General features: G+C 68.6%; 29 protein-coding genes and 2 pseudogenes. 15 read left to right on the top strand and 16 right to left on the bottom strand.

Annotated elements, in window-relative coordinates; genetic code table 11:
* Positions 1–21 precede the first annotated feature (21 nt).
* Both ACQEU1_RS37165 and uvrA read right to left on the bottom strand, forming a co-directional pair.
* Complete coding sequence (locus tag ACQEU1_RS37165; protein WP_433212753.1) at positions 22–204, bottom strand: hypothetical protein; 183 nt, start codon at positions 202–204, stop codon at positions 22–24.
* On the bottom strand, positions 204–3,083 hold the full coding sequence (gene uvrA / locus ACQEU1_RS37160; RefSeq protein WP_433212750.1) for an excinuclease ABC subunit UvrA: 2,880 nt from the start codon (positions 3,081–3,083) through the stop codon (positions 204–206). The genes ACQEU1_RS37165 and uvrA overlap by 1 nt, the downstream gene beginning before the upstream one ends.
* A gap of 225 nt (positions 3,084–3,308) precedes the next feature.
* Between uvrA and ACQEU1_RS37155 the strand changes: the two genes are divergently transcribed.
* Positions 3,309–4,061: a maleylpyruvate isomerase family mycothiol-dependent enzyme gene (locus ACQEU1_RS37155; RefSeq protein WP_433212747.1), complete on the top strand. Its 753-nt coding sequence runs from the start codon at positions 3,309–3,311 to the stop codon at positions 4,059–4,061.
* A gap of 47 nt (positions 4,062–4,108) precedes the next feature.
* On the opposite strand, the pseudogene ACQEU1_RS37150 reads toward ACQEU1_RS37155, so the two are convergent.
* A pseudogene (locus ACQEU1_RS37150) lies at positions 4,109–5,068 on the bottom strand (acyltransferase family protein); the annotation flags it as partial.
* 138 nt (positions 5,069–5,206) lie between these two features.
* Here ACQEU1_RS37150 and ACQEU1_RS37145 point away from each other — a divergent pair.
* The gene (locus ACQEU1_RS37145; RefSeq protein WP_433212744.1) at positions 5,207–5,884 is read left to right on the top strand and encodes an MBL fold metallo-hydrolase; all 678 of its coding nucleotides are present in this window, start codon (positions 5,207–5,209) and stop codon (positions 5,882–5,884) included.
* Here the strand turns inward: ACQEU1_RS37145 and ACQEU1_RS37140 are convergent.
* Together ACQEU1_RS37140 and ACQEU1_RS37135 are read right to left on the bottom strand one after the other, a co-directional pair.
* A complete protein-coding gene (locus tag ACQEU1_RS37140) occupies positions 5,815–7,128 on the bottom strand; it encodes a hypothetical protein (RefSeq protein ID WP_433212741.1) in 1,314 nt (437 codons plus the stop codon). The two genes, ACQEU1_RS37145 and ACQEU1_RS37140, sit on opposite strands and share 70 nt — an antisense overlap.
* Positions 7,129–7,176: 48 nt before the next feature.
* Positions 7,177–7,758, bottom strand: a complete 582-nt coding sequence (locus tag ACQEU1_RS37135; RefSeq protein WP_433212738.1) for a DUF7711 family protein — start codon at positions 7,756–7,758, stop codon at positions 7,177–7,179.
* Positions 7,759–7,768: 10 nt separating this feature from the next.
* Between ACQEU1_RS37135 and ACQEU1_RS37130 the strand changes: the two genes are divergently transcribed.
* The gene (locus ACQEU1_RS37130) at positions 7,769–8,719 is read left to right on the top strand and encodes an amidase family protein (protein ID WP_433212735.1); all 951 of its coding nucleotides are present in this window, start codon (positions 7,769–7,771) and stop codon (positions 8,717–8,719) included.
* A gap of 82 nt (positions 8,720–8,801) precedes the next feature.
* On the opposite strand, the gene ACQEU1_RS37125 is transcribed toward ACQEU1_RS37130, so the two are convergent.
* On the bottom strand, positions 8,802–9,344 hold the full coding sequence (locus tag ACQEU1_RS37125) for an NADPH-dependent FMN reductase (protein ID WP_433212732.1): 543 nt from the start codon (positions 9,342–9,344) through the stop codon (positions 8,802–8,804).
* A gap of 62 nt (positions 9,345–9,406) precedes the next feature.
* Here ACQEU1_RS37125 and ACQEU1_RS37120 point away from each other — a divergent pair, with 62 nt between their 5' ends.
* The 4 genes and pseudogenes from ACQEU1_RS37120 to ACQEU1_RS37105 all read left to right on the top strand — a co-directional run bounded on the left by ACQEU1_RS37120 (position 9,407) and on the right by ACQEU1_RS37105 (position 11,524).
* Positions 9,407–9,997 (top strand): TetR/AcrR family transcriptional regulator, encoded by a 591-nt coding sequence (locus ACQEU1_RS37120; RefSeq protein WP_433212729.1) that lies wholly within the window; start codon positions 9,407–9,409, stop codon positions 9,995–9,997.
* A gap of 4 nt (positions 9,998–10,001) precedes the next feature.
* Entirely contained in the window at positions 10,002–10,379 is a 378-nt protein-coding gene (locus tag ACQEU1_RS37115; RefSeq protein WP_433212726.1) for a DUF1801 domain-containing protein, read from the top strand.
* Positions 10,380–10,390: 11 nt separating this feature from the next.
* Positions 10,391–10,834, top strand: a pseudogene (gene rnhA, locus ACQEU1_RS37110) (ribonuclease HI); the annotation flags it as partial.
* A gap of 276 nt (positions 10,835–11,110) precedes the next feature.
* Positions 11,111–11,524 carry a PPOX class F420-dependent oxidoreductase gene (locus tag ACQEU1_RS37105; protein WP_433212723.1) on the top strand — a complete coding sequence of 138 codons (414 nt, stop codon included), beginning with the start codon at positions 11,111–11,113 and terminating at the stop codon, positions 11,522–11,524.
* On the opposite strand, the gene ACQEU1_RS37100 is transcribed toward ACQEU1_RS37105, so the two are convergent.
* A complete protein-coding gene (locus tag ACQEU1_RS37100) occupies positions 11,519–12,139 on the bottom strand; it encodes a class I SAM-dependent methyltransferase (RefSeq protein ID WP_433212720.1) in 621 nt (206 codons plus the stop codon). The two genes, ACQEU1_RS37105 and ACQEU1_RS37100, sit on opposite strands and share 6 nt — an antisense overlap.
* A complete protein-coding gene (locus ACQEU1_RS37095; RefSeq protein ID WP_433212717.1) occupies positions 12,136–13,272 on the bottom strand; it encodes a PLP-dependent aminotransferase family protein in 1,137 nt (378 codons plus the stop codon). The genes ACQEU1_RS37100 and ACQEU1_RS37095 overlap by 4 nt, the downstream gene beginning before the upstream one ends.
* Positions 13,273–13,347: 75 nt before the next feature.
* On the opposite strand from ACQEU1_RS37095, the gene ACQEU1_RS37090 reads away from it, so the two are divergent.
* From ACQEU1_RS37090 to ACQEU1_RS37080, 3 genes are all read left to right on the top strand, one after another.
* Positions 13,348–13,803 (top strand): GyrI-like domain-containing protein, encoded by a 456-nt coding sequence (locus ACQEU1_RS37090; protein ID WP_433212714.1) that lies wholly within the window; start codon positions 13,348–13,350, stop codon positions 13,801–13,803.
* Between the two features lie 384 nt (positions 13,804–14,187).
* On the top strand, positions 14,188–14,499 hold the full coding sequence (locus tag ACQEU1_RS37085; RefSeq protein ID WP_433212711.1) for an ArsR/SmtB family transcription factor: 312 nt from the start codon (positions 14,188–14,190) through the stop codon (positions 14,497–14,499).
* Positions 14,500–14,502: 3 nt separating this feature from the next.
* A complete protein-coding gene (locus ACQEU1_RS37080) occupies positions 14,503–15,384 on the top strand; it encodes an SRPBCC domain-containing protein (protein ID WP_433212708.1) in 882 nt (293 codons plus the stop codon).
* 1 nt (position 15,385) lies between these two features.
* Here the strand turns inward: ACQEU1_RS37080 and ACQEU1_RS37075 are convergent, their stop codons facing one another.
* The 3 genes from ACQEU1_RS37075 to ACQEU1_RS37065 form a co-directional block, all read right to left on the bottom strand.
* Positions 15,386–16,978, bottom strand: coding sequence for a TIR domain-containing protein (locus tag ACQEU1_RS37075; protein WP_433212705.1), 1,593 nt, complete (start codon positions 16,976–16,978; stop codon positions 15,386–15,388).
* A gap of 229 nt (positions 16,979–17,207) precedes the next feature.
* The gene (locus ACQEU1_RS37070) at positions 17,208–18,011 is read right to left on the bottom strand and encodes a helix-turn-helix domain-containing protein (protein ID WP_433212702.1); all 804 of its coding nucleotides are present in this window, start codon (positions 18,009–18,011) and stop codon (positions 17,208–17,210) included.
* 249 nt (positions 18,012–18,260) lie between these two features.
* Positions 18,261–18,446 (bottom strand): DUF397 domain-containing protein, encoded by a 186-nt coding sequence (locus ACQEU1_RS37065; RefSeq protein WP_433212699.1) that lies wholly within the window; start codon positions 18,444–18,446, stop codon positions 18,261–18,263.
* Between the two features lie 260 nt (positions 18,447–18,706).
* On the opposite strand from ACQEU1_RS37065, the gene ACQEU1_RS37060 reads away from it, so the two are divergent.
* On the top strand, positions 18,707–19,450 hold the full coding sequence (locus ACQEU1_RS37060) for a class I SAM-dependent methyltransferase (protein ID WP_433212696.1): 744 nt from the start codon (positions 18,707–18,709) through the stop codon (positions 19,448–19,450).
* Here the strand turns inward: ACQEU1_RS37060 and ACQEU1_RS37055 are convergent.
* Both ACQEU1_RS37055 and ACQEU1_RS37050 read right to left on the bottom strand, forming a co-directional pair.
* Positions 19,429–19,638 (bottom strand): hypothetical protein, encoded by a 210-nt coding sequence (locus ACQEU1_RS37055; RefSeq protein WP_394616680.1) that lies wholly within the window; start codon positions 19,636–19,638, stop codon positions 19,429–19,431. The two genes, ACQEU1_RS37060 and ACQEU1_RS37055, sit on opposite strands and share 22 nt — an antisense overlap.
* A 31-nt stretch (positions 19,639–19,669) precedes the next feature.
* A complete protein-coding gene (locus ACQEU1_RS37050; protein ID WP_433212693.1) occupies positions 19,670–20,728 on the bottom strand; it encodes a DNA polymerase IV in 1,059 nt (352 codons plus the stop codon).
* 10 nt (positions 20,729–20,738) lie between these two features.
* Between ACQEU1_RS37050 and ACQEU1_RS37045 the strand changes: the two genes are divergently transcribed.
* Positions 20,739–21,185 (top strand): NUDIX domain-containing protein, encoded by a 447-nt coding sequence (locus ACQEU1_RS37045; protein WP_433212690.1) that lies wholly within the window; start codon positions 20,739–20,741, stop codon positions 21,183–21,185.
* On the opposite strand, the gene ACQEU1_RS37040 is transcribed toward ACQEU1_RS37045, so the two are convergent.
* The 3 genes from ACQEU1_RS37040 to ACQEU1_RS37030 form a co-directional block, all read right to left on the bottom strand.
* Positions 21,172–22,335: an endonuclease gene (locus ACQEU1_RS37040; protein ID WP_433212687.1), complete on the bottom strand. Its 1,164-nt coding sequence runs from the start codon at positions 22,333–22,335 to the stop codon at positions 21,172–21,174. The two genes, ACQEU1_RS37045 and ACQEU1_RS37040, sit on opposite strands and share 14 nt — an antisense overlap.
* 71 nt (positions 22,336–22,406) lie before the next feature.
* On the bottom strand, positions 22,407–23,312 hold the full coding sequence (locus ACQEU1_RS37035) for an NADP-dependent oxidoreductase (RefSeq protein ID WP_433212684.1): 906 nt from the start codon (positions 23,310–23,312) through the stop codon (positions 22,407–22,409).
* A gap of 82 nt (positions 23,313–23,394) precedes the next feature.
* Positions 23,395–23,895 carry a DinB family protein gene (locus ACQEU1_RS37030; protein WP_433212681.1) on the bottom strand — a complete coding sequence of 167 codons (501 nt, stop codon included), beginning with the start codon at positions 23,893–23,895 and terminating at the stop codon, positions 23,395–23,397.
* A gap of 55 nt (positions 23,896–23,950) precedes the next feature.
* Between ACQEU1_RS37030 and ACQEU1_RS37025 the strand changes: the two genes are divergently transcribed.
* The 3 genes from ACQEU1_RS37025 to ACQEU1_RS37015 are packed head-to-tail and all read left to right on the top strand — an operon-like array spanning position 23,951 to position 26,378.
* Positions 23,951–25,090, top strand: coding sequence for a GNAT family N-acetyltransferase (locus ACQEU1_RS37025; RefSeq protein WP_433212678.1), 1,140 nt, complete (start codon positions 23,951–23,953; stop codon positions 25,088–25,090).
* Between the two features lie 38 nt (positions 25,091–25,128).
* A complete protein-coding gene (locus ACQEU1_RS37020; RefSeq protein WP_433212675.1) occupies positions 25,129–25,794 on the top strand; it encodes a YqeB family protein in 666 nt (221 codons plus the stop codon).
* Positions 25,782–26,378 carry a TetR/AcrR family transcriptional regulator gene (locus ACQEU1_RS37015; RefSeq protein WP_433212672.1) on the top strand — a complete coding sequence of 199 codons (597 nt, stop codon included), beginning with the start codon at positions 25,782–25,784 and terminating at the stop codon, positions 26,376–26,378. Before ACQEU1_RS37020 ends, ACQEU1_RS37015 begins: the two co-directional genes overlap by 13 nt.

Raw genomic sequence — 26,378 nt, 5'->3', positions numbered from 1 at the left:
GCCCCACTAGGCCACACAGGTTCACTTGTCGAGTAGATGAGGAAGCCGTTCCAGGGTCCGCACCCAGCTGACGGACGCGACGCGCCGGAGTGCCTGCTCCGTCGAGTCGAGGGCCTCTACGAGGCTGAAGGGGTACACCACGGGCTCGCCGCGCGACGCCTGAAGGGCGCGCTCGCGGTGGGCCAGCGCATCGAGTGGAATCATCACCCTGCTGCCGACACCTCCTCGTTTTCGAGCACCTGCAGCAAGAACTGCCCCGTGTAGCTCTTCTCGACCTGCGAGACCTGCTCGGGCGTGCCCTCTGCTACGACCATACCGCCGCCGGAGCCCCCTTCGGGACCCATGTCGACGATCCAGTCGGACGTCTTGATGACGTCGAGGTTGTGCTCGATGACGATGACGGTGTTCCCCTTGTCCACCAGGCCGTTGATGACGCCCAGCAGCTTGCGGATGTCCTCGAAGTGCAGGCCCGTGGTGGGCTCGTCGAGGATGTAGACCGTCTTGCCCGTCGAGCGCTTCTGCAGCTCGGACGCGAGCTTCACGCGCTGCGCCTCACCACCGGAGAGCGTCGGCGCCGGCTGGCCGAGCCGCACGTAGCCCAGACCGACCTCGACCAGCGTCTTCAGGTGGCGGTAGATGGCGTTGATCGGCTCGAAGAACGTGGCCGCCTCCTCGATCGGCATGTCGAGGATCTCGGAGATCGTCTTGCCCTTGTAGTGCACTTCCAGCGTCTCGCGGTTGTACCGCGCGCCCTTGCAGACCTCGCAGGGCACATACACGTCCGGGAGGAAGTTCATCTCGATCTTGATGGTGCCGTCGCCCGCGCACGCCTCGCAGCGGCCGCCCTTGACGTTGAACGAGAAGCGGCCCGGCTGGTAGCCGCGGACCTTCGCCTCGGTGGTCGCCGCGAACAGCTTGCGGACGTGGTCGAACACGCCGGTGTAGGTGGCCGGGTTGGACCGCGGGGTGCGGCCGATCGGCGACTGGTCGACCCGCACCAGCTTGTCGACCTCGTTCAGGCCGTTGATGCGGGTGTGGCGGCCCGGCACCTGGCGCGCGCCGTTGAGCTTGTTCGCGAGCACCGTGGCGAGGATGTCGTTGACCAGCGTCGACTTGCCGGAGCCGGACACGCCCGTGACCGAGGTGAGGGTGCCGAGCGGGAACGACACGTCGATGCCGCGCAGGTTGTGCTCGCGCGCGCCGACGACGGTGAGCTGGCGCTTCTTGTCGACCTTGCGGCGCTTCGCCGGCATCGGGATCGACTTGCGGCCCGACAGGTACGCGCCGGTGATCGACTCCTTGTTGCTCAGCAGCTTCTTGTACGGGCCGCTGTGCACGACCTTGCCGCCGTGCTCACCGGCGCCGGGGCCGATGTCGACCACCCAGTCCGACGTGCGGATGGTGTCCTCGTCGTGCTCGACGACGATCAGCGTGTTGCCGAGGTCGCGCAGCCTCGTCAGCGTCTCGATCAGGCGGTGGTTGTCGCGCTGGTGCAGGCCGATCGACGGTTCGTCCAGCACGTACAGCACGCCGACCAGGCCGGAGCCGATCTGGGTGGCGAGCCGGATGCGCTGCGCCTCGCCGCCGGAGAGCGTGCCGGACGCCCGGTCGAGCGACAGGTAGTCGAGGCCGACGTCGAGCAGGAAGTGCAGGCGGGCCTGGATCTCCTTGAGCACGGCGCCCGCGATCATCGACTCGCGCTTGCCGAGCTTGAGGCCGTCGAGGAAGTCCGAGCACTCCGAGACGCTCATCGCGCAGACCTCGGCGATGGAGCGGTCGCCCTTCTTGCCGTGGTGCAGCGTGACGGCGAGGATCTCGGGCTTCAGGCGGGTGCCGGAGCACGCGGGGCACGGGACCTCGCGCATGTAGCCCTCGTACTTCTCCCGCATGTACTCGGACTCGGTCTGCTCCTGGCGCCGTTCGAGGAACGGGATGACGCCCTCGTAGTTGGCGTAGTACGAGCGCTCACGGCCGTAGCGGTTCTTGTAGCGGACGTGCACCTGCTCGTCGATGCCGTGCAGGATCGCCTTCTGCGCCTTGGCCGGCAGGTGCCGCCACTGCGTGTCCATGCGGTAGCCGATGGTCTCGCCGAGCGACTGCAGCAGGCGGATGAAGTACTCAGCGGTCTGCCCGCCGGCCCACGGCGCGATGGCGCCCTCTTCGAGGCTCAGCTCGTCGTCCGGGACCACGAGCTCCGGGTCGACCTCCTTCTTGACGCCGATGCCCGTGCAGACCACGCACGCGCCGTAGGGCGAGTTGAAGGAGAACGACCGCGGCTCCAGGTCCTCGATCGCGAGCGGGTGGCCGTTGGGGCACGCGAGGTTCTCGGAGAAGCCCCTGACGCGCTTCGGGTCCGTCTCCGGGAGGTCGACGAACTCGAGCTCGACCAGGCCGTCCGCGAGCCGCAGCGCCGTCTCGACCGAGTCGGTGAGGCGCTGCTTCTGCGCGGCCTTGACGCTCAGGCGGTCGATGACGACCGCGATGTGGTGCTTCTCCTGCTTCTTGAGCTTGGGCACCTCGGCGAGCGTGTAGACGACACCGTCGACCTTCGCGCGCGAGTAGCCCTGCGTCTGCAGGTTCTGGAACAGGTCGACGTACTCGCCCTTGCGGCCGCGGATGACGGGCGCGAGCACCTGGAACTTGGTGCCCTGCTCCATCGCGAGCACCTGGTCGACGATCTCCTGCGGCGTCTGCTTGCCGATCGCCTCGCCGCACTGCGGGCAGTGCGGCTTGCCGGCGCGGGCGTAGAGCAGGCGCAGGTAGTCGTAGACCTCGGTGATCGTGCCGACGGTCGAACGGGGGTTGCGGCTCGTCGACTTCTGGTCGATCGAGACAGCGGGTGAGAGGCCTTCGATGAAGTCGACGTCGGGCTTGTCCATCTGCCCGAGGAACTGGCGCGCGTACGCGGAGAGCGACTCGACGTAGCGCCGCTGGCCCTCGGCGAAGATGGTGTCGAAAGCCAGGCTCGACTTGCCGGAGCCGGACAGCCCCGTGAAGACGATCAGGCTGTCCCTCGGCAGGTCGAGATCGACGCCGCGCAGGTTGTGCTCGCGGGCGCCGCGAACAACAAGACGGTCTGCCACTGGGGTCCCTTCGGCTGCGATTGGCGGGTCACTCACGCCACACTCTTCCGAACAAGCGTTCGAAGAGTACTAGCATCGGATTGGAGGCTGCGACCGACCCGCCGACCATGCTAGGGCGCACCCCTGACAAAAACGGTTCGAGCGGCTATCGCATTCCCCTGAGCTGGGATTACCCATAGGCTGAGCACTTCGATCAGAAGCCTCAACGTCGGGGAGAGGCAGCACATGACCTACACGCCGTCCACCGAGCAGACGTCCGTACCCGCCCCGCGCGGTGTGCCCGACCGGCACATCACCGCGGTGCGCGAGGCGACAGACGTGCTCTACGAGGTCGTCGAGGAGCTGGACGAGGCCGCCGTGCGCGGGCCGTCGCTGCTCCCCGGATGGACCCGCGGACACGTCATCACACACCTGGCGCGCAACGCGGACGCGCTGGTGAACCTGCTCACCTGGGCGCGCACCGGGGTCGAGCACCAGGCGTACGCCTCGCGGGCGGACCGCGACGCGGACATCGAGGAGGGCGCGCACCGGCTGCTGCAGGTGATCAAGGCCGACCTCGACTCCGCGTGCCTGCGGTTCGAGGCCGCGTGCCGGGAGTTCCCGGCGCACGCGTGGCGTTCGGAGGTCACCGCGCCCAAGGGCCAGACGATCCCGGCGTCCACCGTGCCGTTGTTCCGGCTGCGGGAGATCTGGATCCACCTCATCGACCTGGACGCGGGCGTCGGGTTCGACGACCTGCCAGCGGCGTTCGTGGAGGAGTTCCTCGACGACGCCGTGCGGCAGTTCGAGGGCAGGGTCGACCCGTTCGAGATCGAGGTGACCCTGCCCGGCGGTGCTCAGCGCAGGTGGACCGTGAACGGTCCGGCGAGCCGCAGCTCGGTGAGCGGGTCCGCGAGCGCCGTGCTGGCGTGGCTGACCGGCCGTTCCGACGGTGCGGGCCTGCGCGGTGAACTGCCGGACCTGCCCGACTGGATCTGAGTGAGCAGCTTGTAGGCGGGCTTCTCGACGAACTTCGTCATCGCCCAGCCGAGCACGAACGCCGAGGTGAGGAAGCCCGCGAGGAGCCACCAGGACCGCAGCCCAAAGGCGTGCATGCGGTCCATCACCACGGTGCCGATCTGCTGGTGCACGAGGTAGACGCCGTACGAGATGCCCGCGAGCCACGTGATCGGCTTCGCGATCGGGCTGAAGAACACCCAGTCGGGTCCGGCGGCCGCGGCGCACACCATCAGTAGCAGTACGGCGAAGCCGAGCGTCGATCCGTACTCGGTCGTGTGAATCGCCTGCGCGATCAGGGTAGCCACGAGGAGTGCGGCCAGGTGCGGGGTCTTGAGCCGATCCTTGTGCCACAGCCAGATGGCGATGCCGGCGGCGAACAACTGCGCCCTGTGCAGCGCGAACCCGTTGTAGACGACGAACAACGTGTGTGAGTGGTCCAGCAACGGCCTGAGGAGCAGCGGCGTGATGATGAGCGCCCACAGGAAGACACGGAGCTTCGTTCCTCTTAGGAACTTCACCAGCACCGCTCCCGCGATGAACGCCGCGATCTGCACCGGCACCGTCCAGTAGGCGAAGTCGACGATGTTGACGTCCGGCATCCACTGGTTGATCAGCAGCAGGTTGTAGACGACGTCCCTGCCGTCGAGCTGGCTCCACCCCTCCGGCGCGATCCATCTCTGCACCGCGTAGGTGAGCAGCACCGCCGCCATGTACGCGGGCAGCAGTCTGGCGAGTCTTCTCCACAGGAACTGCCCTGGCTTGCCGCTGTTGAGCGACGCACAGGCGAAGAAAGCCGAGACGACCATCAGCGTGCTGGCGCCCATCGACATCGGGAACTCGAACGGCAGCGGCCCGAGATCGGGGTGGCTGCTGACGCTCGTGAGCGTGGCGTGGTGGAGCAACACGCATCCGATGGCGACGACGCGGAGGACGTCCCAGCTGACCCTGCGGGCCTTCTGGGGCTTCTGTCGTTGCGCTGGAATCACGAGAGGCGGGGACCTGTTCGTTGATGCGTTCGGAGTACTGCGGGCTCGGAGCTTGATCCTTACTTACCCTATGAGTGAGACCTGTATGCAACCTGAAGGTGTGCGTCTCGCCGCATCGAGCGACTACCGTCTGCCACCGTGGACGTACACGAGAACTACACGGGTCACGTCGATCCAGACGGCCCCGCCGCCCGCCGCACGCTGGCCGCGCTGACCATCACGAAGATCTCCGTCGGCCCGATGGACAACAATGCCTACCTGCTGGGTTGCCGGTCCACGAACGAAGCGTTGCTGATCGACGCGGCCAACGACCACGAGCGCCTCTCCGACCTCCTGGGCCACCTCCCGAAACGCCCGAGGCTGCGCACGATCGTGACCACGCACCAGCACGCCGATCACTGGCAGGCACTGGGCGCCCTGGCAGGAGCCCACGGCGCCACCACCGTCGCCCACGAGCTCGACGCCGCGGTCCTGCCGGTCCCGCCGGACGTCCTCGTCGATCACGGCGACACCATCAACGTGGGAGAAGTCCCGCTCTCGATCATCCACCTGCGCGGCCACACGCCGGGCTCGATCGCCGTCGTCTACGACGACCCGACCGGCCACCAGCACCTCTTCACCGGAGATTCACTCTTTCCGGGGGGTGTGGGCAAGACCACGTCGGCGGACAACTTCGCCTCGCTCATCAACGACGTGGAGGACCGCCTGTTCGCCGTCCTGCCCGACGACACCTGGTTCTACCCCGGTCACGGCGACGACTCGACGCTGGGCAAGGAGCGCCCGTCGCTCGCGGAGTGGCGTTCGCGCGGCTGGTGAGCTCGACGGGGAGCCTGCCGCCACAGGCTCCCCACGGCCAGTGCGGCGAGCACCAGCAGCACGACCCACAACGAGACGTAGTGCCCCTCGGGGAACTGGGTCTGGATCTTGTCGTACGCGAGCCACGGCTGGATCAGCTGCCGGAACGCCAGCACGAAGCCGGTCAGCAACGGCACGAGTGCGACGGGCAGGGCGCGGAGTTCCGCGAGCGCTGGAGTGACGGCGGCGACCGCGCAGGTCATGGCCAGCACGCCGAGCACGATGATCAGCTCGCCGAGACCGCGCTGGGTCAGGTCGGCGTACTGCCCGGTGACGTCGACGACGAGTCCCATGATCGCCGCGAGTGCGGCGCAGGCGCCGGCGCCCACCGCGGCCGCGTGGCCGGACCACGCGGCGACTATCCCGGCGGCCAGGCCGACCAGGGCCGCCGGTGCGGAGATCTCGAACGCGCTGGCGCTGAAGTAGAGCCCGAAGTTGAGCGGCACGGCCGCGGCGAACACGACGAAACCGGCGATCGTCGTCCTGAGGAACGCTCCCCTGCCCAGGACGAGGGCCAGCACGGCCGCGCAGAGCAGCACCGCGAGGCCCGCTCCCGCCCTGGCGAGGGGCAGCACCAGGTACGACTGCAGCAGAAGGCCGGCACCGAGGAGCACGAGCGGAAGGAACGCGGCCAGGGTTCCGGAGATCGCCGCTCGCGTGCTGACGCGTTCGGATCGCGGGGCCTTGCCGGTGCGCACGGCGTGGACCGCGAGAACGGCGCCGAGCACCCCGAGTCCCGCCAGCGCGTAGACGACCGGTGGCGGCGGGATCGCGCTGCTCAGCCAGTCCAGCCCGAGGAACAGCGTGGCCAGGAACTGGACGACGACGACCGTTGCGGCCAGCGCGGCGTCACGGGTGACGGCGAGCGCGCCGATGACGATCAGCACCGCCCCGGCGACGCCCACCGCGTCGATGGCCCACGAGATGCCCGGCCGCAGGCTGAAGAAGTGCGCCTGCGAATCGACGGAGGCGATCAGCACTCCGGCGGTGCCCGCCAGGAGCAGCCACTGCCAGTGCCTCGTGAGCCACACGCCGGCGATCGCCGCGAGCAGCGGGAGGCCCAGCGACGCGAAGGAGTACTTGCTCACCCCGAGGTGCGTGCCGAAAGCCGCCAGGAGGTCGTGCTGCGCGACGTTGAAGAGAGCGAGGAGAGCCAGCGCCACCGGGCCCCAGAGCCACACGGGCTCGTGGCGTTCGTTCTGCACGGCGCGCAAATTAGCGCAGCCCGCACCCCGTCCGTACCGGTTTCGGGGTCAGTTGACCACGTCCAGCAGGTCCAGGTAGCCGGTGGTCGTGCGCCACAACGCGTCCGAGTGCGGGGTGAGCTTGCCGGGGCTCCAGCGGCGGTCGGTGTACTCCTGGTTCGCCTGCCGAAGGGCCTTCAGGCTCACCGCGAGCTCGTCCCGCACCCGCTTCGCGAGTTCGTAAGGGGTGGGTGCGGCGGTCCTGACCAGCTCGGCCGTGCCGTCGCCGACGGCCACGAGCGCTTCCTCGTTGATGCCGTCGGCGGCGCTCCACACGAGCGCCGGGCGTTCGATGCGGTGGTTCCAGACCGGGGCGTCCTGGGAGCGCCAGCAGGCCTCGAACGGGTTGCGGGACAGCCTCGTCGAGTTGGCCCAGTGCTCGGCTCCCACCGGTTCGGTCAGCCACGGCACCTCGTCCACCGGCAGGTCGGTGACCAGGGCGACCTCGACCACGTCCACGTCCTTCGGCACGCCGAGCAGGTCGCCGAAGACCCACAGCTCGACCACCTGGAACCGGAAGAAGCTGGTGGGCAGCTCGCCGCACTTCTCGGCGAGCTCGGTCAGGTGGTGCACCGCACGGGACCATTTCACGGGGTGGATCATGCCTGACCTGGTGGCGGAGGCGTTGGCGCGGCTCGAAGCCGTGGAGCCGGTGCTGTGTGCGTTCCACGAGGTGTTCCGCACGCCCTCTCTTGAGGTCGACTCCTCGCTGCCGTTCGCAGGGCTGCCCATCGCGGTGAAACGCGGCGAACGGCGAAGTCACCGTGACGCGCTCACGGCCATGGGGTGCGTGCCGATCGGACTGACCACCACGCCCGATGGCAGTACCCCCTGGCAGACGTGGGGTCGCAACTCTCGTGGCCTCACACGCAACCCGTGGAACCTCGACCGCACGCCGGGTGGTTCGTCGGCCGGGTCGGCGGTCGCCGTGGCCGCAGGCGTGGTGCCGCTCGCGACGGGCGTGGACGGCGCCGGCTCGATCCGCATCCCCGCCGCGTGGTGCGGCGTGTACGGGCTGAAGACCACGTCGTCGGAACGCGCGGCGGTCGGCGTCTTCACCCGCGACCCGGACCTGCTCGCCACGTACCTGAACATCACCGAGACCAGCGCGCCCACCACCGCCTGGTCCACCGGCCTCGGGTTCGCGGTCGTGGACGACGAGCAGGCGGAGATCGCCTGGCGTGCCGCCTCCCCGCTGAACCCACGCCCGGCCGACCTCGTGCTGCGCGATCCCGCCGACGACTGGTTCGCGGGCCGCTGCGGCCCGAACCCGGCGCTGGACGCGCTGTTCGAGACCGCCGACGTCCTGCTCACCCCCGCCACGCCCGGCCCGCCCCACGGCCACGACGGCCCCGGCGAGCGCATCAACACCGCGCTGACCTGGGCGTTCAACCTGAGCGGGCATCCGGCGATCAACATCCCCGCCGGGTTCGACGCGGACGGCCTGCCGGTCGGGCTGCAGGCCGTGGCGCGCCACGGCAGGGAGGCCGACCTGGTCGCGGTGGCCCGTGCGGTCAGCAAGGTCGAAATGCCACCCGATCGCGTGATTTGACCGGCCAAATCGGCGCTTGACCGAACTCTGTTCGTCATCGGGGACGACAACAACGTCGCCGACATCGCAAGTGGCTGCCCCGCTAGGCCGCCACGGCGCGCACGGACCTCAACGCCGACGCCCATGCCACCAGCTCATCGAGCATCGCGTGCAACGTCTCGTGGTGCTCCGGCTCCCTCTGCAGGTCCCCACGGCCGAACGCGACCTGTGTGCGCACGGTTGCCACCTTCAGTTCGGCCAGCACGAGCCGTAGTTGTTCCACGGCACGCAATCCGCCCGTACCGCCGATGCCCACGAAACCCGCGGCCTTGTCGTTCCACTCCGCGTACAGGTAGTCCAGCGCGTTCTTAAGTGCCGCGGAGAACGAGTGGTTGTACTCGGGCGTGATGAACACGAAGCCGTCGTACGACGCGACGACTGCTGACCACTCGCGTGTGTGTGCGTGCGCGTATTCACCAAACAGTGCAGGCACGGGCTCGTCGAGCAACGGCAGGTTCACCTCCGCGAGGTCGATGAGGTCGAACGACGCGTCGCTCCGGGTGCCGGCGACGTTCATGACCCACCGCGCCACCTCTTCCGAACGACGGCCGGGACGGGTGCTTCCCAAGATCACTGCGATTCGCATGGCACCAAAGTACAACGATCGCTGTACTTAGTGCAACGCTCGTTGTACTAAGCTGCGGAACCATGCGACCTGACAAGCGGCAGGCGATCCTGCACGGGGCGTTGAGCGTGTTCGCGCGCGATGGCTACTCACGAGCGAGCATCGACGCCATCGCGAAGGAGGCGGAGGTGTCGACCCGCACGCTCTACAACCACTTCGCGGACAAGGCCGACCTCTTCCGCAACGTCATCCAGGCCAGCGCGGACGCGGCGGCGCGCGAGCAGATCGCGATCATCGAGCGGCACTTCCACAGGGTCACGAACCTGGAGAAGGACCTCACGGCGTTCGGCAGGGCCATGAGCACCGAGCTCGGCAACGCCACGCACTTCGCGTTGGTCCGGCAGATCAACGCCGAGCTCAGCCACATCCCCGACGACGCCATCGAGGCGTGGCAGGCAACAGGTCCGCGCAAGGTCCGCGCCACGCTCGCACACGAGCTCGCCAAGCTCGGGTTCAAGGACTCGGCACGCGCGGCCGTGCACCTGATGATGCTCACGATGACCGGCGATCCGAGCATCAGGGGCTCACGACCGAGTGACGACGACATCAGGGCAGGGGTGCGTGTGTTTCTGCACGGGCAGGATGTCGAGAAACGGCGCGAGACGACGACATAGGGCTATGGACACTCGTATCGACGACTACATCGCAACGTTGCCCGAGTGGCAGCAGGACGTCTGCCGCCAGGTGCGCGCGCTCGTGCACGAGGCCGATCCGGACGTCGAGGAGACCATCAAGTTCACGAACCGGCCGTACTTCGTGCTGGACGGCAACATCTGCGCGTTGCTCGGCACCAAGGACCACGTGAACGTGATGCTCTACGACAAGGCGGCCGTGCCGGATCCGCACAACATCATCACGAGCGGCCACGGCAACAAGACGGCGCGCATGATCTCCGTCTACCGCGACCAGCCGATCAACGCGCCGGCGCTCGTCGAGATGTTCCGCCACATCATCGCGAACAACCGTCAGCGCGGGAGTGTCAGAGGTCGTCGGTAGCCTCAGGACGCATGGAGGTCGAGATCTACACCGACGGCGCCTGCAGCCCCAATCCCGGACCGGGCGGCTGGGGTGCCGTGCTGCGCTACGGCGAGCACGAGAAGGACATGTACGGCGGTGACATCGGCCCGACGACGAACAACCGCATGGAACTGATGGCGCCCATCATGGCGTTGGAGAGCCTTACGCGGCCTTCTGTCGTGAAGCTCTACACGGACAGCACCTACGTGCGGAACGGCATCACGTCGTGGGTGCACGGCTGGAAGGCCAACGGCTGGCTCACGAAGGCCCGTGAGCCCGTCAAGAACGCAGACCTGTGGCGCCGCCTGGAAGAAGCCGCGAACCGGCACGACGTCGAGTGGCACTGGGTCAAGGGCCACGCCGGTCACCCGGAGAACGAACGCGCCGACCGCCTCGCCGTGCGCGGCGTCGAGGAGGTCACGGGCCGGACGGTCGAGCAGCCCGGCGCGAAGCCGAAGAAACCCGCGAAGCCCAGGCAGGCGCGCGAACTGAGCGGTGAGGCGTGCGGCGCGCCCACGAAGAAGGGCACACCCTGCCCGATCACCGCGGGCACCAACGGCCTCTGCCACATCCACGACCCGGCGTTGCAGTGCGGCGCGCTCACGAAGAAGGGGTCGCCCTGCACGATCGCGACGGGAGGAGGCCGCTGCGAACACCACCAGGACGCACTCGAGCTGTTCGGCTGAGCACTTCGGCGTAGCGTCCCCGTCATGCTCCCCGAATCCGCCAGATCAGTGCTGGAGTCCAACGCGCTGGGCCACCTCGTGACGCTCGGCCCCGACGGCTCCCCGCAGGTCACCATCGTCTGGGTGGGGCTCGACGGCGACGAGATCGTCTCCGGCCACCTCGCGTCGCACCAGAAGGTCCGCAACATCCGCAACGACGGCCGCGTCGTGCTCTCGATCGAGACGCCCGTCGTCAACGACCACGGCCTGCAGGAGTACCTGGTCGTCTACGGCACGGCCCGCATCACCGAGGGCGGTGCGCCGGAACTGCTCCAGCGCCTCGCGCACACCTACCTCGGCCCGGACGTGAAGTTCCCGCCGATGGACAACCCGCCGGCGGGGTTCGTCACGCGCATCAGCGTCGACCGCGTCACGGGCGTCGGCCCCTGGGCGTCATAGGGCCTCGTAGCGGGAGTGGACCGCGGGCTGGCCCGTGTAGTTGGGGCCGGCGCGGTCGTCCGCGCCGAGGTAGGCGAACGGCAGCCTCGGCGTGCCAGACCCCTCGCAGCCGATCAGGCGTCGCCGGTTGTCGTAGGTGAACCCGTTGTCGCGCAACGCTTTGGTCAACATGCGTCCGAACGGGCTGCCATCGGCGCGGCGCACGCCGGCGACGTCGAAGTTCGCCACGAACCGGCCACCGGGCGCGAGCCACGACGCCACGCGTTCGAGCAGGCCGAGCTTGTCCCCGACGTAGTGCAGGCCGTGCACGCAGGTCACCAGGTCGACCGGCCCGGCGGGCGCCCACCGGTCGACGGGCGCGACGACGAAGCTCAGGCCGTCCCGTGCGGAGACGTGCCGGTCGACCAGGTCCACGCCGATGATCGTCAGGTTCGGTCGCGCCGCCTCGGCCAGTGCCTTTCCGCTGCCACAGCACAGATCCACCCACACGCCGGACGCCGGCGGCAGCTCCAGCCCGAGCTCACGGCGGTAGCTCGCCAGGCCGCGTTCGCGGTTCATCGCGCAGTTCGCGACGACCGACGAGCCCCACAGCGCCTCGTCGTCGAGCAGGCTCACCGCAGCACCTTCGCGAGGCGTGCCATGCCTTCCGCGATCTCGTCCACCGTGTTGGAGGTGAACGACATCCGCAGCGTGGCGTGGTCCGGTGTCGTTGCGAAGAACGGCGCACCGGGCACGAACGCGACATCGTGCCGTAGTGCTTCCTTCAGCAGCACGGCGCTGTCCACATCGCCCGGCAGTCGTAGCCACACGAACATGCCGCCGTCCGGATCACTCCACGTCGTGCCATCGGGCATGGCAGACGGCAGCGCGGCGATCATCGCGTCACGGCGCAGTCCGTACTCGGCGCGCAAACGAGTGATGTGGGCGTCGAGGTCGTTGTGCGCCAGGTACGAGGCCGCGGCGGCCTGATCCACTGTGGACGTGTGGAGGTCAGCCGCCTGCTTGACGATCGCCAGCGTGCGCAGCAGGTCCGCGGGTGCGCGCAGCCAGCCCAGGCGCATGCCGGGCGCGCCGATCTTCGAGAAGCTGCCCAGGTAGATGGTTCTATCGCTGATCGATGCGAGCGCGGGCACGGCGGAGCCGCGGTAGCGGAGTTCGCCGTACGGGTCGTCCTCCACGATCCACAGGTCGTGCGCGGCGGCGATGCCGGCGATCTCCACGCGGCGTTCCGCGGTGAGCGTGCGGCCGGTCGGGTTGGCGAAAGTCGGTACCAGGTAGAGCAATGCGGGCTTTTCCGACGCCACGACCTCGCGCAGGGAGGCCGGGACCAGGCCGTCGGCGTCACTGGCGACGGGCACGACGCGGGCGCCGGTCATCCGGAAGCACTGGAGCGCTGCGAGGTACGTCGGTTCCTCGACGGCGACCACGGCGCCGGGGCCGAGCATCGCGGTGGCCACGAGAGCCAGGGCCTGCTGGGAGCCGGTCGTGATCAGGACGTCCGGCGTGGGCAGGCCGCGGCCCGTCAGGCGGGCGGAGATGAGCGCGCGGAGGGCCGGATTTCCTTCCGTGGCCGCGTATTGGAGCACCGACCGGTCACGCAGGGCGAGGTCGTAGGCGGCGCGCACACCGTCCAGGTCGAACAGTTCGGGGGCGGGAAGGCCGCCGGCGAAGGAGATCACCTCGGGGCGGGAGGTCAGCGCGAGCAGGTCGCGCACCGGGGAACTGGCCACGGGGAGGGTGCGGTGCATGAACTTCACGTTAACCGGGGCCGCCCGCCACCGAACGCCGATTTTCTGTCGGTGGCGCTGACTACCGTGGAGCACATGGACATCGAGACCCGCGCCGACCAGCCCTACGCCGCAGTCAGGGACACCGTGACGCTGACGACGTTCGCCAAGATCGCCGACCGCTTCCCCGAGGTCATGCAGTGGCTGGCCGACCGCGAGTTACCCGCCACCGGAGCGCCGTTCCTGCGCTACTTACGCGTCACCGCCGACGAGTTCGAGGTGGAGGCGGGCATTCCGACGGTCGCCGAGGTGCCCGGCACCGGCGAGGTGTTCACCTCCACCCTGCCCGCCGGCCAGTACCTGGTGGCGCTGCACGAGGGCAGCCCGGACGGACTGGCCGCCGTCACCGACGAACTGCTCGCGCACGCCGTGCGGTTCGACCGCGACGGCGACAGGTGGGGCGCGCGCCTGGAGACGTACTTCACCGACCCCGCCGTGGAACCCGACCCCGCCAACTGGAAGACGGAGGTGGCCATCAGACTCGCGGACTGAGCTCCCGCAACGAGCGGTGTTGGGTCACGCGACGAGCAGCGTCGTGCGACGAGCAGTGTCGGGCTGGAGTCAGACGGCCAGCGGCTTCGCACGACGATCGGCCGGCTGAGCCACGCGACGGGCGGCTTCGCGAAGTGGTCGGCTGAGTTCTCGCGATGCGCGGCCGCAGTGGTGTCGCCGACCCTGCGGCAGGCGGCAGGAACCGTGTCGCCGTCCTCCGGCGCACGGCCGCTGTGGTGCCGCGCGTCGCGTGATCTCCGGTCTCCTCAGCCGTTCCGCCGCCACCGAGCGATCGTCTGCGGCCGTGCCGCCGCTGTGCGGGATCCCGCGTGCGGCAACGGCAGCGCGGTGGCATCTATATTCTGGTTGAGCTATATTGCTGGCATGGTATCTACGTTCGCTGTGCTAGCGGATCCGAGTCGGCGGGAGATCCTCGACCTGTTGCGCGAACGCGAGCGGCCGGTCGGTGACCTCGTCGGTCGGCTGACGCTCGCCCAGCCGACCGTTTCGAAGCACCTCAAGGTGTTGCGGGAGGCCGGTCTGGTCGAGGTGCGCGTTGACGCCCAGAAGCGCTTCTACCGGGTGTCGCCGGGGCCGTTGGCGGAGATCGACGCCTGGCTCGCGCCGTACCGGCGGATGTGGGAGAAGAGCTTGGACGCACTGGAACGCCGGCTCGACGAGATCGAAGGGGACTGACCTGTGGACGCCGAACTGCGGATGATCGAGGGCAAGCCCGTACTGCGCTTCGAGCGCGCGCTGCGGCATTCGCCGGAGAAGGTCTGGCGGGTCGTCACCGAGCCGGCCGAGATGAAGCACTGGTTCCCGGCCGAGGTGGAGATCGACGGCACGAAGCTGCGCTTCACGTTTCCCGACGCGGCCCCGGTGGAGGCCGATGGCGGCGAGGGTGAGCTGTTGGAGTCCGATCCGCCCAAGGTGTTCGCCTTCCGGTGGGCGGGTGACGTGCTGCGCTTCGAGATCCTGCCGCGCGACGAAGGCTGTTTGCTGGTCTTCACCGCGATCGTGAGCAGCAAGCTTTCGGTGGGGCGCGACGTGCCGGGGTGGGTCACCTGCCTGGACGCCCTGGTGGCCCACGCCGACGGCACGAAGTTCGAGCCGCCGACCGAATGGCTTTCTCGCATCGAGCACTACGTCAGGGAGTTCGGGCTCGACGAGGGCACGGACGAGGCCGAGGGTGTGCGGTTCGTCCGCGATCTGGTGTGGGCGCCGCTGGATGACGTCTGGCAGCTTCTTACCGAGGGTTCTGTGGACGCCGTGCCGACGCGGGCAGCGCACCCCGGCCTCACGCCGGGCGTGGTCACCAGGGCGGAGGCGCCGCGGGTGCTGGAGTACGAGTGGCTGCGGGACGGTGAGCCGCAGGGCAGGGTGCGCTGGGAGTTCGAGCACGTGCATCTGCAGGGCACCACGGTGACGCTGACCCAGGAGAACGCCCACGGGCCTGAGGCGCTCGCGGCGTGGCACGTGCACCTGGAGCTGTTCTTCGCGGCCACGCAGGGCGAGATCCGCTGCCCGTGGCCGGCGGACAGGGAGGAGGAACTGGCCAAGCGCTACGCCGACCGCTGAGTCACGCGTACCTCACGCGGTCCACGAGGAACCGCCAGTCAGGCGGGCACCTGCGTCCGAACCTGCGCGCGCTCGCCTGTTCGTACTCGAGCACGGCGCGGCGCCGGGTCCGCGGGTCCGGCGCCAGGTCCTCGAGCTCTTCGACGTCGGCGGAGGTCAGCCGGACCTCCGTGACGCTCGCCGGGTCGAGCTTCGCGACCTCCCACCAGGAGATCGCCGCGGCGTAGTCGTACCGCAGCGCGCTGAACCTCTGCTCCGCCAGCAGGAAGTCGCGGACCGCGCTCGGCTTCTCCCCGCCGCCGAGCGAGAGTTCGGCGCGCACCTGGTAGGCCCTGGCCACCACCTCCGGGTACTCGCCCGAAGCGATGACGTCCGTGACGTACGCCTTGCCCTCGACGTACTTGCGGGAGGCGTGACAAAGGCGTGCTCGCAACACCATCAGCCACTGGTACCACTCACCACCAGGCGACAGGAGCGCCTCAGCGGCCTTCGCCTTCTTCGTCGCGGTCACCAGGTCCGCCCGCTCACGGGTGAGGTCGAACCGCGCCAGCGCCCACTCCGCCCACAGGGAGGCGCACAGCCCGACCTCCTCGCTGGCCTTGCCGGAGATCGCGGAGAACCGCTCGATCGCCTGCAACAGCAGAAGCTTGCTCTTGCGCAGGTAGAAGTCACGGTCGAAGTCGGCTCCCACGGCCGCCATCCGCAGGAAGACAGTGGCGTGACACAGGGTTCCGCGGGCGGCGGTGTAGAGATCGCGGTACTTCTCCGCGATCTTCGTCCCTTCCTCGGCCACGGCGGCCGCCCGCACCAGCCGGTACTCGCGCAACAGGTACCAGGCCTGTCCCTCCACGAGGATCTTGGCCTCCAGCGCACCCTCGCCGCGCAGGCGCTCGGTGGCGGACAGGGTCCCCAGGCACGTCTCGGAGATGCGGCGCACCAACTCCACGTCACCATGGGCCTTGGCTGCGCCCACGACGGAGTCGAACGCCCTGGCGAGCTCGATGTCACCCTGTCCGAACTCGGCCAGCCGCCGGGCCAGCGCGAGGGCGGCAGGCTCGGCGGGATCGAGGTCTTCGAGGTCTCGCAGCATCTCCCGCACCTTGGGCGGCGAGGTGGACGGTTCCACGCTCATGGCCACACCACCTTCCGCGCCCCCCGAGAGCGCGTTCGCCAGCACCTCGATCCCGTTCCCCGTCTCCGGGTCGAAGGTGTGGATCACCAGCGATTGCAGCACCGCGGGCAGCAGGTTCTTGTCGAACCCCTGCGGCACCACCGGTACGACATCGCACCGGTAGGCCTCTTCGTGGTGGTAGAGCTTGTGTCGCAGGAGCCTCGCCTCGTACCGGACGCCCTTGCGCTCCAAGAAGTCGTTGGTCTCCAACGCTCGCAGGTAGTCCGGCGAGACGACCACGAGCACGGTCCGGTCGCGGAAGCCCTCCTCCATCCACGACGGGATGGACAACGGTGCGGCCAGCGGCAGATCGCCGTCCCACCACACGTCGAACCCTCTGGACCGCAAAGAGGCCACCAATGCGGCGGCGACAACGGCACCATCGCTGCTGCTGTAACTGACGAAGAGACCGTCCATCCCCATCGCGTGCCTCCTTCCGGCAGGGTGACCTGCGGCCACCGATCACACTGGATCGATGAGGCGAGGCCATTTGAGCCGAAAGAGGCCTGATGGCGGCAGTCAGACGTGGCCGGACGTCATACGCTGACGACCACGTTGTCCACTCGCCTCACTTTGCGCTGTGGTGCCGAGTAAGCGACGTTGCCATCGGACGGGTGTCTGTTGGCGCAGACACCCGTCCAACTCACGCTGGTCAACCTCCCAGGTGCTTGAGCCTGTCGTCGATGACGCGCGGCGTCTCGCCGGCGGGCAGTGCGAACTTCTCGAGCTGGTAGAACTGCGCGAGGTACTCGCGCACGACCTCCGAGTCGTCCTGGACGAGCGACGGCCGGTAGAGCTCCTCGAGGAACAGGGAGAAGTCCTCCTCGTCCTCGTTGATCTCCAGGATCGTGAAAGAGCCCTTCATGGCCGGGTGCATCCCCGCCGCGAAGGGCACGATCTGGACGGTCATCTGGTCGGTGGCGACCAACTCCTTGATGTGCAACAACTGGGCGCGCATGGTCTCCACGCCACCGATCACGCGGTGCAGCGCCGACTCGTCGATGATGAAGAACATGCCGGGCCCGTCCTCGCCGACCAGATCCTGGCGATGCATGCGAATCCCGACGCCGCGGCTGACGTCCTCTTCACTGCCGCTACCGCTGGCCACGATCGCGGTCGCGTACTCGCGGGTCTGCAGCATCCCGGGAATCAACGTCGTCTGCACGTAGCGGCAGCGGATCGCCACCCGCTCGAGCTCGATGAACTCCGCGAACCCCTTGGGCAACCCCTTGTACTTCGCCATCCAGTCCGGCCGCTTGGTCGCACGGGCGAGCTCGACCAGTTCGTCGACGCGACCGGACTCCGTGATCCCGTAGTGCAGCAGCAAGGCCCGCAGATCCGTGACCGAGATACCACTCCGGCCCTGTTCGATGCGGATGACCTTCGAGCTGGACCAGTCGAGCGCGTCCGCGACGGAGTCCTGAGTGAGTTTCCTGGCCTCGCGGGCCTGTCTCAACTCACTCAGCAGCTTCCGCCGTTGTGCGACGGGGTTTCCCTTACCTGGCAAGGCGCAGCGCTCCCTCGGTGGCCATGCTTGGCGTGCATGCCCACCATCATTCTGCCACCTGGCAATTTGAGTGCAAGTAGTCTGAATGCATGCAAAATGAACGTCCTTAAAGTGACATGTTTTACATGCAGGGTCGGACCTAGATCAACCCAGACTTGAGCGGGTCGCACGATCGAGCGAACTTGGCGGCAAGCGTCGTCAGGATCCACAGACCGACTGAACGAAGACGGCCCATGCCGAGGCGGAGAAGCCCAGTCGCGGCCCTGAGCGGTCCTTGGTGTCCCTGACCAGCACGAAGTTGTCCTGACCGGCGGCGAGCTCGACGCATGAATCGTTAGAGGACGCGCTGTAGGAGCTTCGGATCCACCTGAGTTGCGCCGTCATTGTCGCTCCCATCGCACGGGGTCCCCGACCGAACCCACCGTCCCCGGCCCGGTCCGCCCGCGTGCACCCAAGAGCGGCAGGAGGGAACGCCTCCAACCGACGAGGCCACAACTCAGGGTAAATGAACGTAGTCGTTCATCGACATCCGCCAGAGGTACGCCGCCACAAGGGAAAGAGGACAGGTCAAGGACATGCAGGTGCAGAACTTGGCGCTATGGCGTGGAATTCGGAGCGCGACGAACCAGGCTAGGGTCGGGATCATGAGCGAGAAGTCCGCGCAGGAGCTGAAAGGCGAGCTGTGGGGCCGCAGGGCCGTGCAACGAGCGGCGCTGGGCGCCTCGATGTCCATGCCCGCCTGGAAGACCGCGATCGAACGCACGGGCATCACGCACGGCACGCGAGTGCTCGACCTGGCGTGCGGCAGCGGTGAGTTCTGTGCCGCCGCAACGGAAGCAGGTGCGCGGGCGATCGGCATCGACATCTCACCGGCCATGCTCGCGGTCGCGAGGCAGGCGAGCACCGCGGAGTTCAGGGAGCTGCCGCTGGGGCCGCTTCCCTGGCAGGACAACACCTTCGACGTCGTCACGGCGTTCAACGCGCTGTTCTTCGCCGAAGATCCCGACGAGGCGTTCAGGGAAGCGCGACGGGTCAGCAAGGACTACGTGGTCGTGTGCCAGTGGCACCCTGAGTTGTTGAGCGACCTGCTCGTCGTCGGGCGGGCCGTGCGCGGCTACAGCGCGCGCACGGGCGCGAAGTTGCCTGAGGCACAAGAAAGAATCACGATCGACATTCCCCAGGTGCACGCCGACGAGGCCACGATGCTGCGCAGCTTTCTGAGCGTGGGCAGCTATCAGCGCGTCGTCGAAAAGGAAGGTGAGGAGAAAGTCGCGGAGAAGATCAAGGCCGCGGCCATGCCGTACCGGACGGCGGACGGTGCTTACAGGTTCTCGAACAAGTACCTGATGTCGGTGTTCCGCAAAGGTCAGGCGGCGAGCATCTCGTAGCCGGCGTCGGTCAGCGCGGCGGGCCCGGGACGTGTGCTGATCAGGCCCGCGGTGCGCAGGCGCAGGCCCGCGAACTGGTCGGCGCAGCACAGGCCGTCGACGAGCAGGACGGTTCCGGTGATCTCGCAACGGCCGTCCGCGACGGCTCTGAGAACGGCTCGGTCGCGGTGGGTGAGTGAGTCGGTCATCTTCTTCTCCTAGCGGTGAATCCTCTACTTACTAGTACGTCGAAGAAGAAGGCTTCGGTTCGACATCATCGTCAGAGAATTCCGCGCGCACCCCCAAAAGGCGTACCGCCCTGCCGTGTTCGAAGCGGTCCAGCACGACCAGAGCGGCGGCGGCCAACTCGTCCGCGGACGAGGTCGGCGCGGGCAGCTTCATCAGCCGCACCTTGGTGAAGAACGGCACGAACCGCACCTTCACGCCCACGCGCACGGCCGGGCGTCCCTCGGTCACGACGTCCGCCGCCACCTGGTGCGCCAGCGCCACGACCTCGCGCCGGATGTCCTCCAGCGACGAGAGGTCCTGCTGGAACGTCTTCTCGTGGCTACGGGACTTCACGACCCACGGCGTGGAGCTCACCACCGTGTCGCCGGCACCCAGCGCGACGGTCCGGAAGTACGGGCCCATCCGCGGCCCGAACCGCGCGGCCAACGCGTCCGGTGAGGCCGCGGCCAGGTCCGTCACGGTCTCGAGCCCCAGCTCGGCGAGCTTCTTCGACGTCTTCGCGCCGATCCCCCACAGCGCGGACGTCGGCCGGTGCCCCATCACCTCGACCCAGTTCGACCGGGTCAGCTGGAAGACCCCGGCGGGCTTGCCGAACTCGGTCGCGATCTTGGCGCGCAGCTTGTTGTCGCCGATGCCGACCGAGCAGTGCAGGCCGGTCCGCTCCAGCACCGCCGCCTGCACCGACCGGGCGAACGCCACGGGGTCGTCCACCGTGACGCCGACGAACGCCTCGTCCCACCCCATCACCTCCACGACCACCGGGAACGACCGCAGCACGGCCATCACCTCGGACGACGCCGCCTCGTACAGTGCGTGGTCCACGGGCAGGTAGACGGCATCGGGGAGCTTCTTGAACGCCGTGCGCAGCGGCAGGCCCGACCGCACCCCGAACTCCCGCGCCTCGTAGGACGCCGTGGCCACGACCGCGCGTTCGGTCGGGTCGCCGTTGCCACCCACCACCACGGGCCTGCCACGCAACGAGGGGTCGCGCAACACCTCGACCGCCGCTATGAACTGGTCGAGGTCCACGTGCAGGACCCAGTCCGCCATGCTGGACAGTATGAAACGGTCGGCCGGAATCCTGCTGTTCAGAAACACGACCCAGCTCGAGGTGCTGCTCGGGCACATGGGCGGCCCGTTCTGGGCCCGCAAGGACGCCGGCGCGTGGTCCGTGCCGAAGGGCGAGTACACCGACGACGAGACGCCCGAGGCGGCCGCGCGCAGGGAGTTCGAGGAGGAGCTCGGCCTGCCGGTGCCGGACGGCGAGCTGATCCCGCTCGGCGAGGCCAAGGGCTCCGGCAAGGTCATCACGGTGTGGGCGCTCGAAGGCGACCTGGACCCCGCGACGGTCACTCCCGGCACGTTCGAGATGGAGTGGCCGCCGAAGTCGGGGCAGAAGAAGACCTTCCCGGAGGTCGACCGCGTTCAGTGGTTCGGCGTGGAAGAGGCGAGCGCGAAGATCGTCTCCGCGCAACGCCCCTTCCTCGAACGACTCACTGCCAGATGAGGCCGACCCAGTCCGGGTGGTCGATGAACGGGTTCCGGTTCTTCTGGAACTGCTGGTAGATCACGTCGTTGCGGCGCTTCTCGGCCGCGTCCGGCGGGTCCTCCAGGTTCCACTGCTTCAGCACCGACAGCCTGCCGATGTAGGGCGCCGAGCCGTTGGACACCGAGTTGTTGACCTCCAGGTTCACGTAGCCGTCGTTGCCCTCGTAGCGCACGGCCATGTAGAAGATCATCCGCGCGACGTCGCCCTTCACGGCGTCGCGCGGCTCGAACGAGTCGCCGTCGTACCTGCTGTCCGGGGCCTGGGGAACCGCGGAGCCGCCGAGGTCGAAGTCGAGGTTGCCGCGGGCCGAGTTCACCGACACGTCCTCCGCGCGCAGGTGGTGGACGTCGGTGCCCGGCCCGGTGGCGGTGCCGAAGTCACCGTGCGACTTGGCCCAGACGTGCTCGCGGTTCCACTGGTCGGGGCCGCCGCCGTTGTCGGACTTCGGCATCGACCTGCCGCTGTAGAGCCCGATCACGTTGGCCGAGTTGCCCGGGTCCTGGTCGGTGACCTTCAGCGCCTCCCAGACGGCGTCGTAGCTGAGCTTGGTCTGGTTGCGGATGATCGAGTTCAACGCCGACTTCAGTGCCGCACCGGTCCGGTTGCAGGCGGAGGCGTAGTAGGTCTCGCAGTTCGACGGACCGGACGTGGTGGTGGTCGTCGTCGGAGGCGTGGTCGTGGTGCTGGTCGGCGGCGTCGTGCCGGAGAACGCGAACGCCGTCGGCGAGGTGAGGCCGGCGTGCGAGAAGTACGCGCCGAGCGGACCGGTCACGTCGATCCTGCGGCCCATCAGCGACGGGTTCGTCTTCAGGCCCCATGCCGTCCGGAACGACGCCGTGATCTGCACGTAGAGCATGCGCGAGGTGCCGGTCTCGGACGCGGAGTCCGCCAACGCCAGCGCGTAGTCGTTCGGGAACCCGGACCGGACGACCGTGCTGGTCGCCGTCGGCTGACCGACGACGTACCCGGACACCGTCGCCGTCGTGCCCTGCTGCGCGATCGCCTGCGCGACCGTGAGCGGTGCCGCTGCGACAGCGGCGGTCGACCCGTACAGGCCGACCGCCGCCAACAGACCGATGACTAACGCAAGTGGACTCCACCGTGCCATGAGCACTCCCCGATCGTGTGGACGTTGCGCACACGATCGGTGTACATGGTCAACGCTCGGTTAACGAGTGGTCACGGCACGAGGATGACCTTGCCCGTCGTCCGGCCCGACGAGACGAGCTCGTGCGCCTTCGCGGCCTCCGCCAACGGCACTGTGTGCTCGATCTGCACCTTGAGCTGCGGCAACGCGGCGAGGTCGGCACCGGAGGCGACCACGCTGAGGAGCAGTTCGAACCGGACGCCGAGCGCGGAAGCTCGGTCAACGTCAAAACCCGGGTTGCCGGGAATGATCGACACGAGCACGCCGCCCTGCTTCAGGACGCGGGCGGACCGCTCGGCGTACTCACCCCCGATCGTGTCCAGCACGACGTCGACAGGCTCGATCTCGGTGAAGTCCTGGGTGCGGTAGTCGACGACCTCGTCCACGCCCAGCGAGCGCAGGAAGTCGTGTTTGCCCGCCGACGCCGTGCCGATCACGTACGCCCCGCGGGCCTTGGCGATCTGCACCGCCACGTGCCCGACGCCACCGGCCGCCGCGTGGACCAGCACCCGCTGGCCGGCGGAGACGCCGCCGAGTCCGACGAGCGCCTGCCAGGCCGTCAACGCCGCCATCGGCGTCGCGCCCGCCTGCTCGACGGTCAGCCACGACGGACGGAGCACCACGTCGGAGGCGTTCAGCACGGCGTACTCGGCGTAGCCACCGCCGGTGCCGGGGAACGTGAGCAGGCCGTAGACCTCGTCACCGGCCCGGAACCCCTCCGCGTCCTGCTCGACGGTGCCCGCGACGTCCCAGCCCAGCGTGAACGGCGGTTCGCCCAGCGCAGGGAACCCGCCGGAACGGATGTAGGTGTCGACCGGGTTCACGCCCGCCGCACCTACCTTGACCAGCACCTGACCAGGTCCGGCCACCGGCGTCGCCACCTCCGCGACCTCCAGCACGGACGCGTCGCCAACGGTCTTCTGCGTGATGACTCGCATGATGATGATCCCCTTCGAAGTTCTCGATGGGCACCATCTTGCAGTTAGCGCCAACTTCTGGAAAGTAGGCACTAATTAGTGACTAGCTCTCCCGCAGATAGAGATCGCGGAGCAGGGCGACCTCGGCGAGGTGGTGGATGACCTCGCGGTTGATGTGCAGCACCAGCGTCGCCATCGGCTCCTCGGCGAACGGCCCCTCGGCCGGCCCGACCGCCTTCGCGAGATCCGCCGTGCGCACCCCGGCCATCCACGTCTCGTAGGCCTCGTCCAGCTGCTTCAACGCCTCGTCGGCGCTCTGTGCGAACGGCCAGGTCGCGTAGTCGGCGGGCGGGCCGCCGAAGTGCGAGGCCGATCGCATCGCGAACACGCCCACGATGACGTGCGCCATCCGCCACGCGATGGTCGTGACCGGCGCCGGCGAGGGCGGCGGGTACTGCCAGTCGATCTCGTTCGCGCGCACGGTCCACGTGTCGGCCACCGGCTCCCAGAGGTACTCAGCGTCGGTCAGCCCTTCGAGCCGCGGCCGCGCCGCCACGTTCCAGTGGAATTCGAGCTGGTCCGCCAACTGCTTGTTCCAGTCCATGCGGACGACCGTAAATCCGTTTGCGGACAACCACCGCCCTGGAAACACTCCGGCCGTGGAGATTCGCACCGCGCGCCCCGAAGACCTGGACCAGGTCGAGAAGCTCGTGATCGCCCGCCACGACCCCAGCGACGGCGTCGACGCCCGCCTGCTGATGACCGATCCGGAGGCGGGGTGCGACTGGGTCGGGGTCGCTGACGACGACGGCCGGATCGTCTCCACCGTCACGCTGATGGACGAGACGCTGACACTCGCCGGCCTCGGCATCCCGGCCGGCCAGGTCGAACAGGTCGCCACCGACACCGCCCACGAGGGCCAGGGCCTGGTGCGGCGGCTGATGGACTGGGCGCACGACAGGTCGGCCGAGCGCGGCCACCTGCTCCAGCTCGTGATGGGCGTCCCGTACTTCTACCGCCAGTTCGGCTACAGCTACGCCATCCCGGTCAGGCAGAACCGCGGACTCGTCAGCAGGCCCGAAGCCGTTGCGGGACACGTGATCCGCCGCGCCACCGAGGCCGACATCCCCGCCCTGCACGACCTCCAGGACCGCGCCCAGCAGGACGCCGGCCTGCGGATGGGCCACACCACGCCGTGCTGGCGCTGGCTGCTGAACCGCACCGGCTCCGTCACGTGGATCGTCGAACGCGACGGCGTCCCGGTCGCCACGGGCCGCAGCACACCCGAAGAAGAAGGCGACGTCGTGCTCGGCGAGGTCGCCGGAACCGACGACGGCGTCAAAACGCTGGTGGCGGAGCTCCACCCGGCCGAGGTCGGCGAACGCCACCCGGCGCTGGAGCCGCACCTCGCACCGAGGAACCCGGAACTGGACCAGGTCATGGTGCGCGTCCCCAGCGTCCCGGACCTGCTGGACCACCTGCGCCCGGTCTTCGCCGAACGCCTGCGCGGCCACGAGCCCGACGACGTCCTGCTCAGCTTCTACCGCACGCACGTCCGGTTCCGCTGGGACGGCGAGGACCTCGGCCCGGCCGAGTGGGGCGGCACGATGCAGGGCCCCGGCACGCACGGCGGCGCGGGCATCGCACCGGACCTCCTGGCGCCGCTGCTGTTCGGCCCGCACGGCGTGGATGGCCTGCGCCGGATCTTCTCCGACGTCTACCCCGGCCCGAAGAAGGACCTGATGCTCAGGCTGTTTCCGCCGGTCACGAGCGATCTGCTGACCTTCTACCTGCCGTAACCCAGAATAAACCGAGCGCTCGGTCTACTATTGGGCGCATGACGACTGTGCAGGAGAGCGCGGCGGTCCGGTACGGCATCTGGGTCGCGTGCCCGCTCGCCGGCGCGGCCGCGGCCTGGGGGCTCACGCTGGCGGCCGGCTGGGTGACGACCTTGAGGTGGTTCCCGTTCCAGGGGATCTTCCAGCTGCTCACGGACCTCCCCGAGCCGTGGGTGACGCTCGGCGCGCTGGTCGTCGGCGCGGTCGCGGGTTTCGTGCTGGCGCTGGTCTGGGCGAGCGAGATGATGACCGTCGAGGTCTCGACCGGGCGCGTCACGCTGCGCAAGGACGACAAGACGTTCGACTTCGGCCGGGACGAGGTCGAGTCGGCGTTCGCGGACCGCAAGCAGCTCGTCCTGCTCTCCCACCGCGGCGCCGAGCTGGCCCGCGAGAAGTCGGACCTGAGCAGGGCACGGCTCGAACAGGCCTTCACCGGGCAGGGCTACCGGTGGCGGAGTGCCGACCCGTTCGCGGCCGAGTTCCGGATGTGGGTCGAGCACGCGCCGGACCTGCCGTCCGACGTGAACGCCCTGTTCACGGCGCGGCGGAAGGCCATCTCGAAGTACGAGACCGAGGAGGCCGCAGAATTGGCGCGGGAGATCCGCAAACGCGGTGTCGCCGTGCGGGACGAGAAGAAGAGGCAGTACTACAGGTGCGAACGGTAGACCCGGTCAAGCACGCGGAGAAGAAGCGGCACATCACCGACACCGCCGCTGGCCTCTTCGCCCAGAAGGGCTTCGAACGCACGACCGTGGCGGACATCTGCCGGGCCGCCGAGATCAGCACCGGCAGCCTCTTCCACTACTTCCCCACCAAGCGGGCGATCTTCCGCGAGATCTTCGTGCAGGACGACGAGGACAACGCGGCGATGTTCGCGAAGGCGCGCGCGCTCAGCCCGTGGGACGGCGTCCTGCTGATGGTCGACCACCTCTGCGTGCCCGCGCTCGACCGGGCCGTCGCGGGCCTGGTGCTGGAGGTCGTCGCCCAGGCGAGCCGCGACCCCGAGCTGTGGGAGCTCGTCGGCCGCAACGAGCAGCGGACCCGCGACGAGCTGGCCGGGCTGTTCCAGCGGGCGCACGACGCGGGCCAGATCGCGCTGCCGGTGAGCGCCCTGGACGCCGCGAGCTGGACCCAGGGACTGGTCGACGCGCTGTTCGGCAGGCTCATCGACCCCGACTTCGACGCGGCCGCCCAGGTGAGCACCCTCCGGTTGATCCTTTCCCGATTCGTGGGTGCTGAAGCACCATGA

The sequence above is a fragment of the Lentzea sp. CA-135723 genome, from assembly GCF_050936595.1.
GTDB lineage: Bacteria > Actinomycetota > Actinomycetes > Mycobacteriales > Pseudonocardiaceae > Lentzea.
This window is presented reverse-complemented; position numbering and strand designations above follow the sequence as displayed.

What these genes read in the sequence shown, in the direction of transcription:
- ACQEU1_RS37085 (WP_433212711.1), top strand. Translation starts at nt 14,188, where the DNA reads ATGGTATCTACGTTCGCTGTGCTAGCGGATCCGAGTCGGCGGGAGATC.
- ACQEU1_RS37045 (WP_433212690.1), top strand. Translation starts at nt 20,739, where the DNA reads ATGAAACGGTCGGCCGGAATCCTGCTGTTCAGAAACACGACCCAGCTC.
- ACQEU1_RS37090 (WP_433212714.1), top strand. Translation starts at nt 13,348, where the DNA reads ATGGACATCGAGACCCGCGCCGACCAGCCCTACGCCGCAGTCAGGGAC.
- ACQEU1_RS37105 (WP_433212723.1), top strand. Translation starts at nt 11,111, where the DNA reads ATGCTCCCCGAATCCGCCAGATCAGTGCTGGAGTCCAACGCGCTGGGC.
- ACQEU1_RS37030 (WP_433212681.1), bottom strand. Translation starts at nt 23,895, where the DNA reads ATGGACTGGAACAAGCAGTTGGCGGACCAGCTCGAATTCCACTGGAAC.
- ACQEU1_RS37055 (WP_394616680.1), bottom strand. Translation starts at nt 19,638, where the DNA reads ATGACCGACTCACTCACCCACCGCGACCGAGCCGTTCTCAGAGCCGTC.
- ACQEU1_RS37075 (WP_433212705.1), bottom strand. Translation starts at nt 16,978, where the DNA reads ATGGGGATGGACGGTCTCTTCGTCAGTTACAGCAGCAGCGATGGTGCC.
- ACQEU1_RS37095 (WP_433212717.1), bottom strand. Translation starts at nt 13,272, where the DNA reads ATGCACCGCACCCTCCCCGTGGCCAGTTCCCCGGTGCGCGACCTGCTC.
- ACQEU1_RS37050 (WP_433212693.1), bottom strand. Translation starts at nt 20,728, where the DNA reads ATGGCGGACTGGGTCCTGCACGTGGACCTCGACCAGTTCATAGCGGCG.
- ACQEU1_RS37065 (WP_433212699.1), bottom strand. Translation starts at nt 18,446, where the DNA reads ATGACGGCGCAACTCAGGTGGATCCGAAGCTCCTACAGCGCGTCCTCT.
- ACQEU1_RS37125 (WP_433212732.1), bottom strand. Translation starts at nt 9,344, where the DNA reads ATGCGAATCGCAGTGATCTTGGGAAGCACCCGTCCCGGCCGTCGTTCG.
- ACQEU1_RS37060 (WP_433212696.1), top strand. Translation starts at nt 18,707, where the DNA reads ATGAGCGAGAAGTCCGCGCAGGAGCTGAAAGGCGAGCTGTGGGGCCGC.
- ACQEU1_RS37035 (WP_433212684.1), bottom strand. Translation starts at nt 23,312, where the DNA reads ATGCGAGTCATCACGCAGAAGACCGTTGGCGACGCGTCCGTGCTGGAG.
- ACQEU1_RS37165 (WP_433212753.1), bottom strand. Translation starts at nt 204, where the DNA reads ATGATTCCACTCGATGCGCTGGCCCACCGCGAGCGCGCCCTTCAGGCG.
- ACQEU1_RS37115 (WP_433212726.1), top strand. Translation starts at nt 10,002, where the DNA reads ATGGACACTCGTATCGACGACTACATCGCAACGTTGCCCGAGTGGCAG.
- ACQEU1_RS37155 (WP_433212747.1), top strand. Translation starts at nt 3,309, where the DNA reads ATGACCTACACGCCGTCCACCGAGCAGACGTCCGTACCCGCCCCGCGC.
- ACQEU1_RS37130 (WP_433212735.1), top strand. Translation starts at nt 7,769, where the DNA reads ATGCCTGACCTGGTGGCGGAGGCGTTGGCGCGGCTCGAAGCCGTGGAG.
- ACQEU1_RS37020 (WP_433212675.1), top strand. Translation starts at nt 25,129, where the DNA reads ATGACGACTGTGCAGGAGAGCGCGGCGGTCCGGTACGGCATCTGGGTC.
- ACQEU1_RS37040 (WP_433212687.1), bottom strand. Translation starts at nt 22,335, where the DNA reads ATGGCACGGTGGAGTCCACTTGCGTTAGTCATCGGTCTGTTGGCGGCG.
- ACQEU1_RS37120 (WP_433212729.1), top strand. Translation starts at nt 9,407, where the DNA reads ATGCGACCTGACAAGCGGCAGGCGATCCTGCACGGGGCGTTGAGCGTG.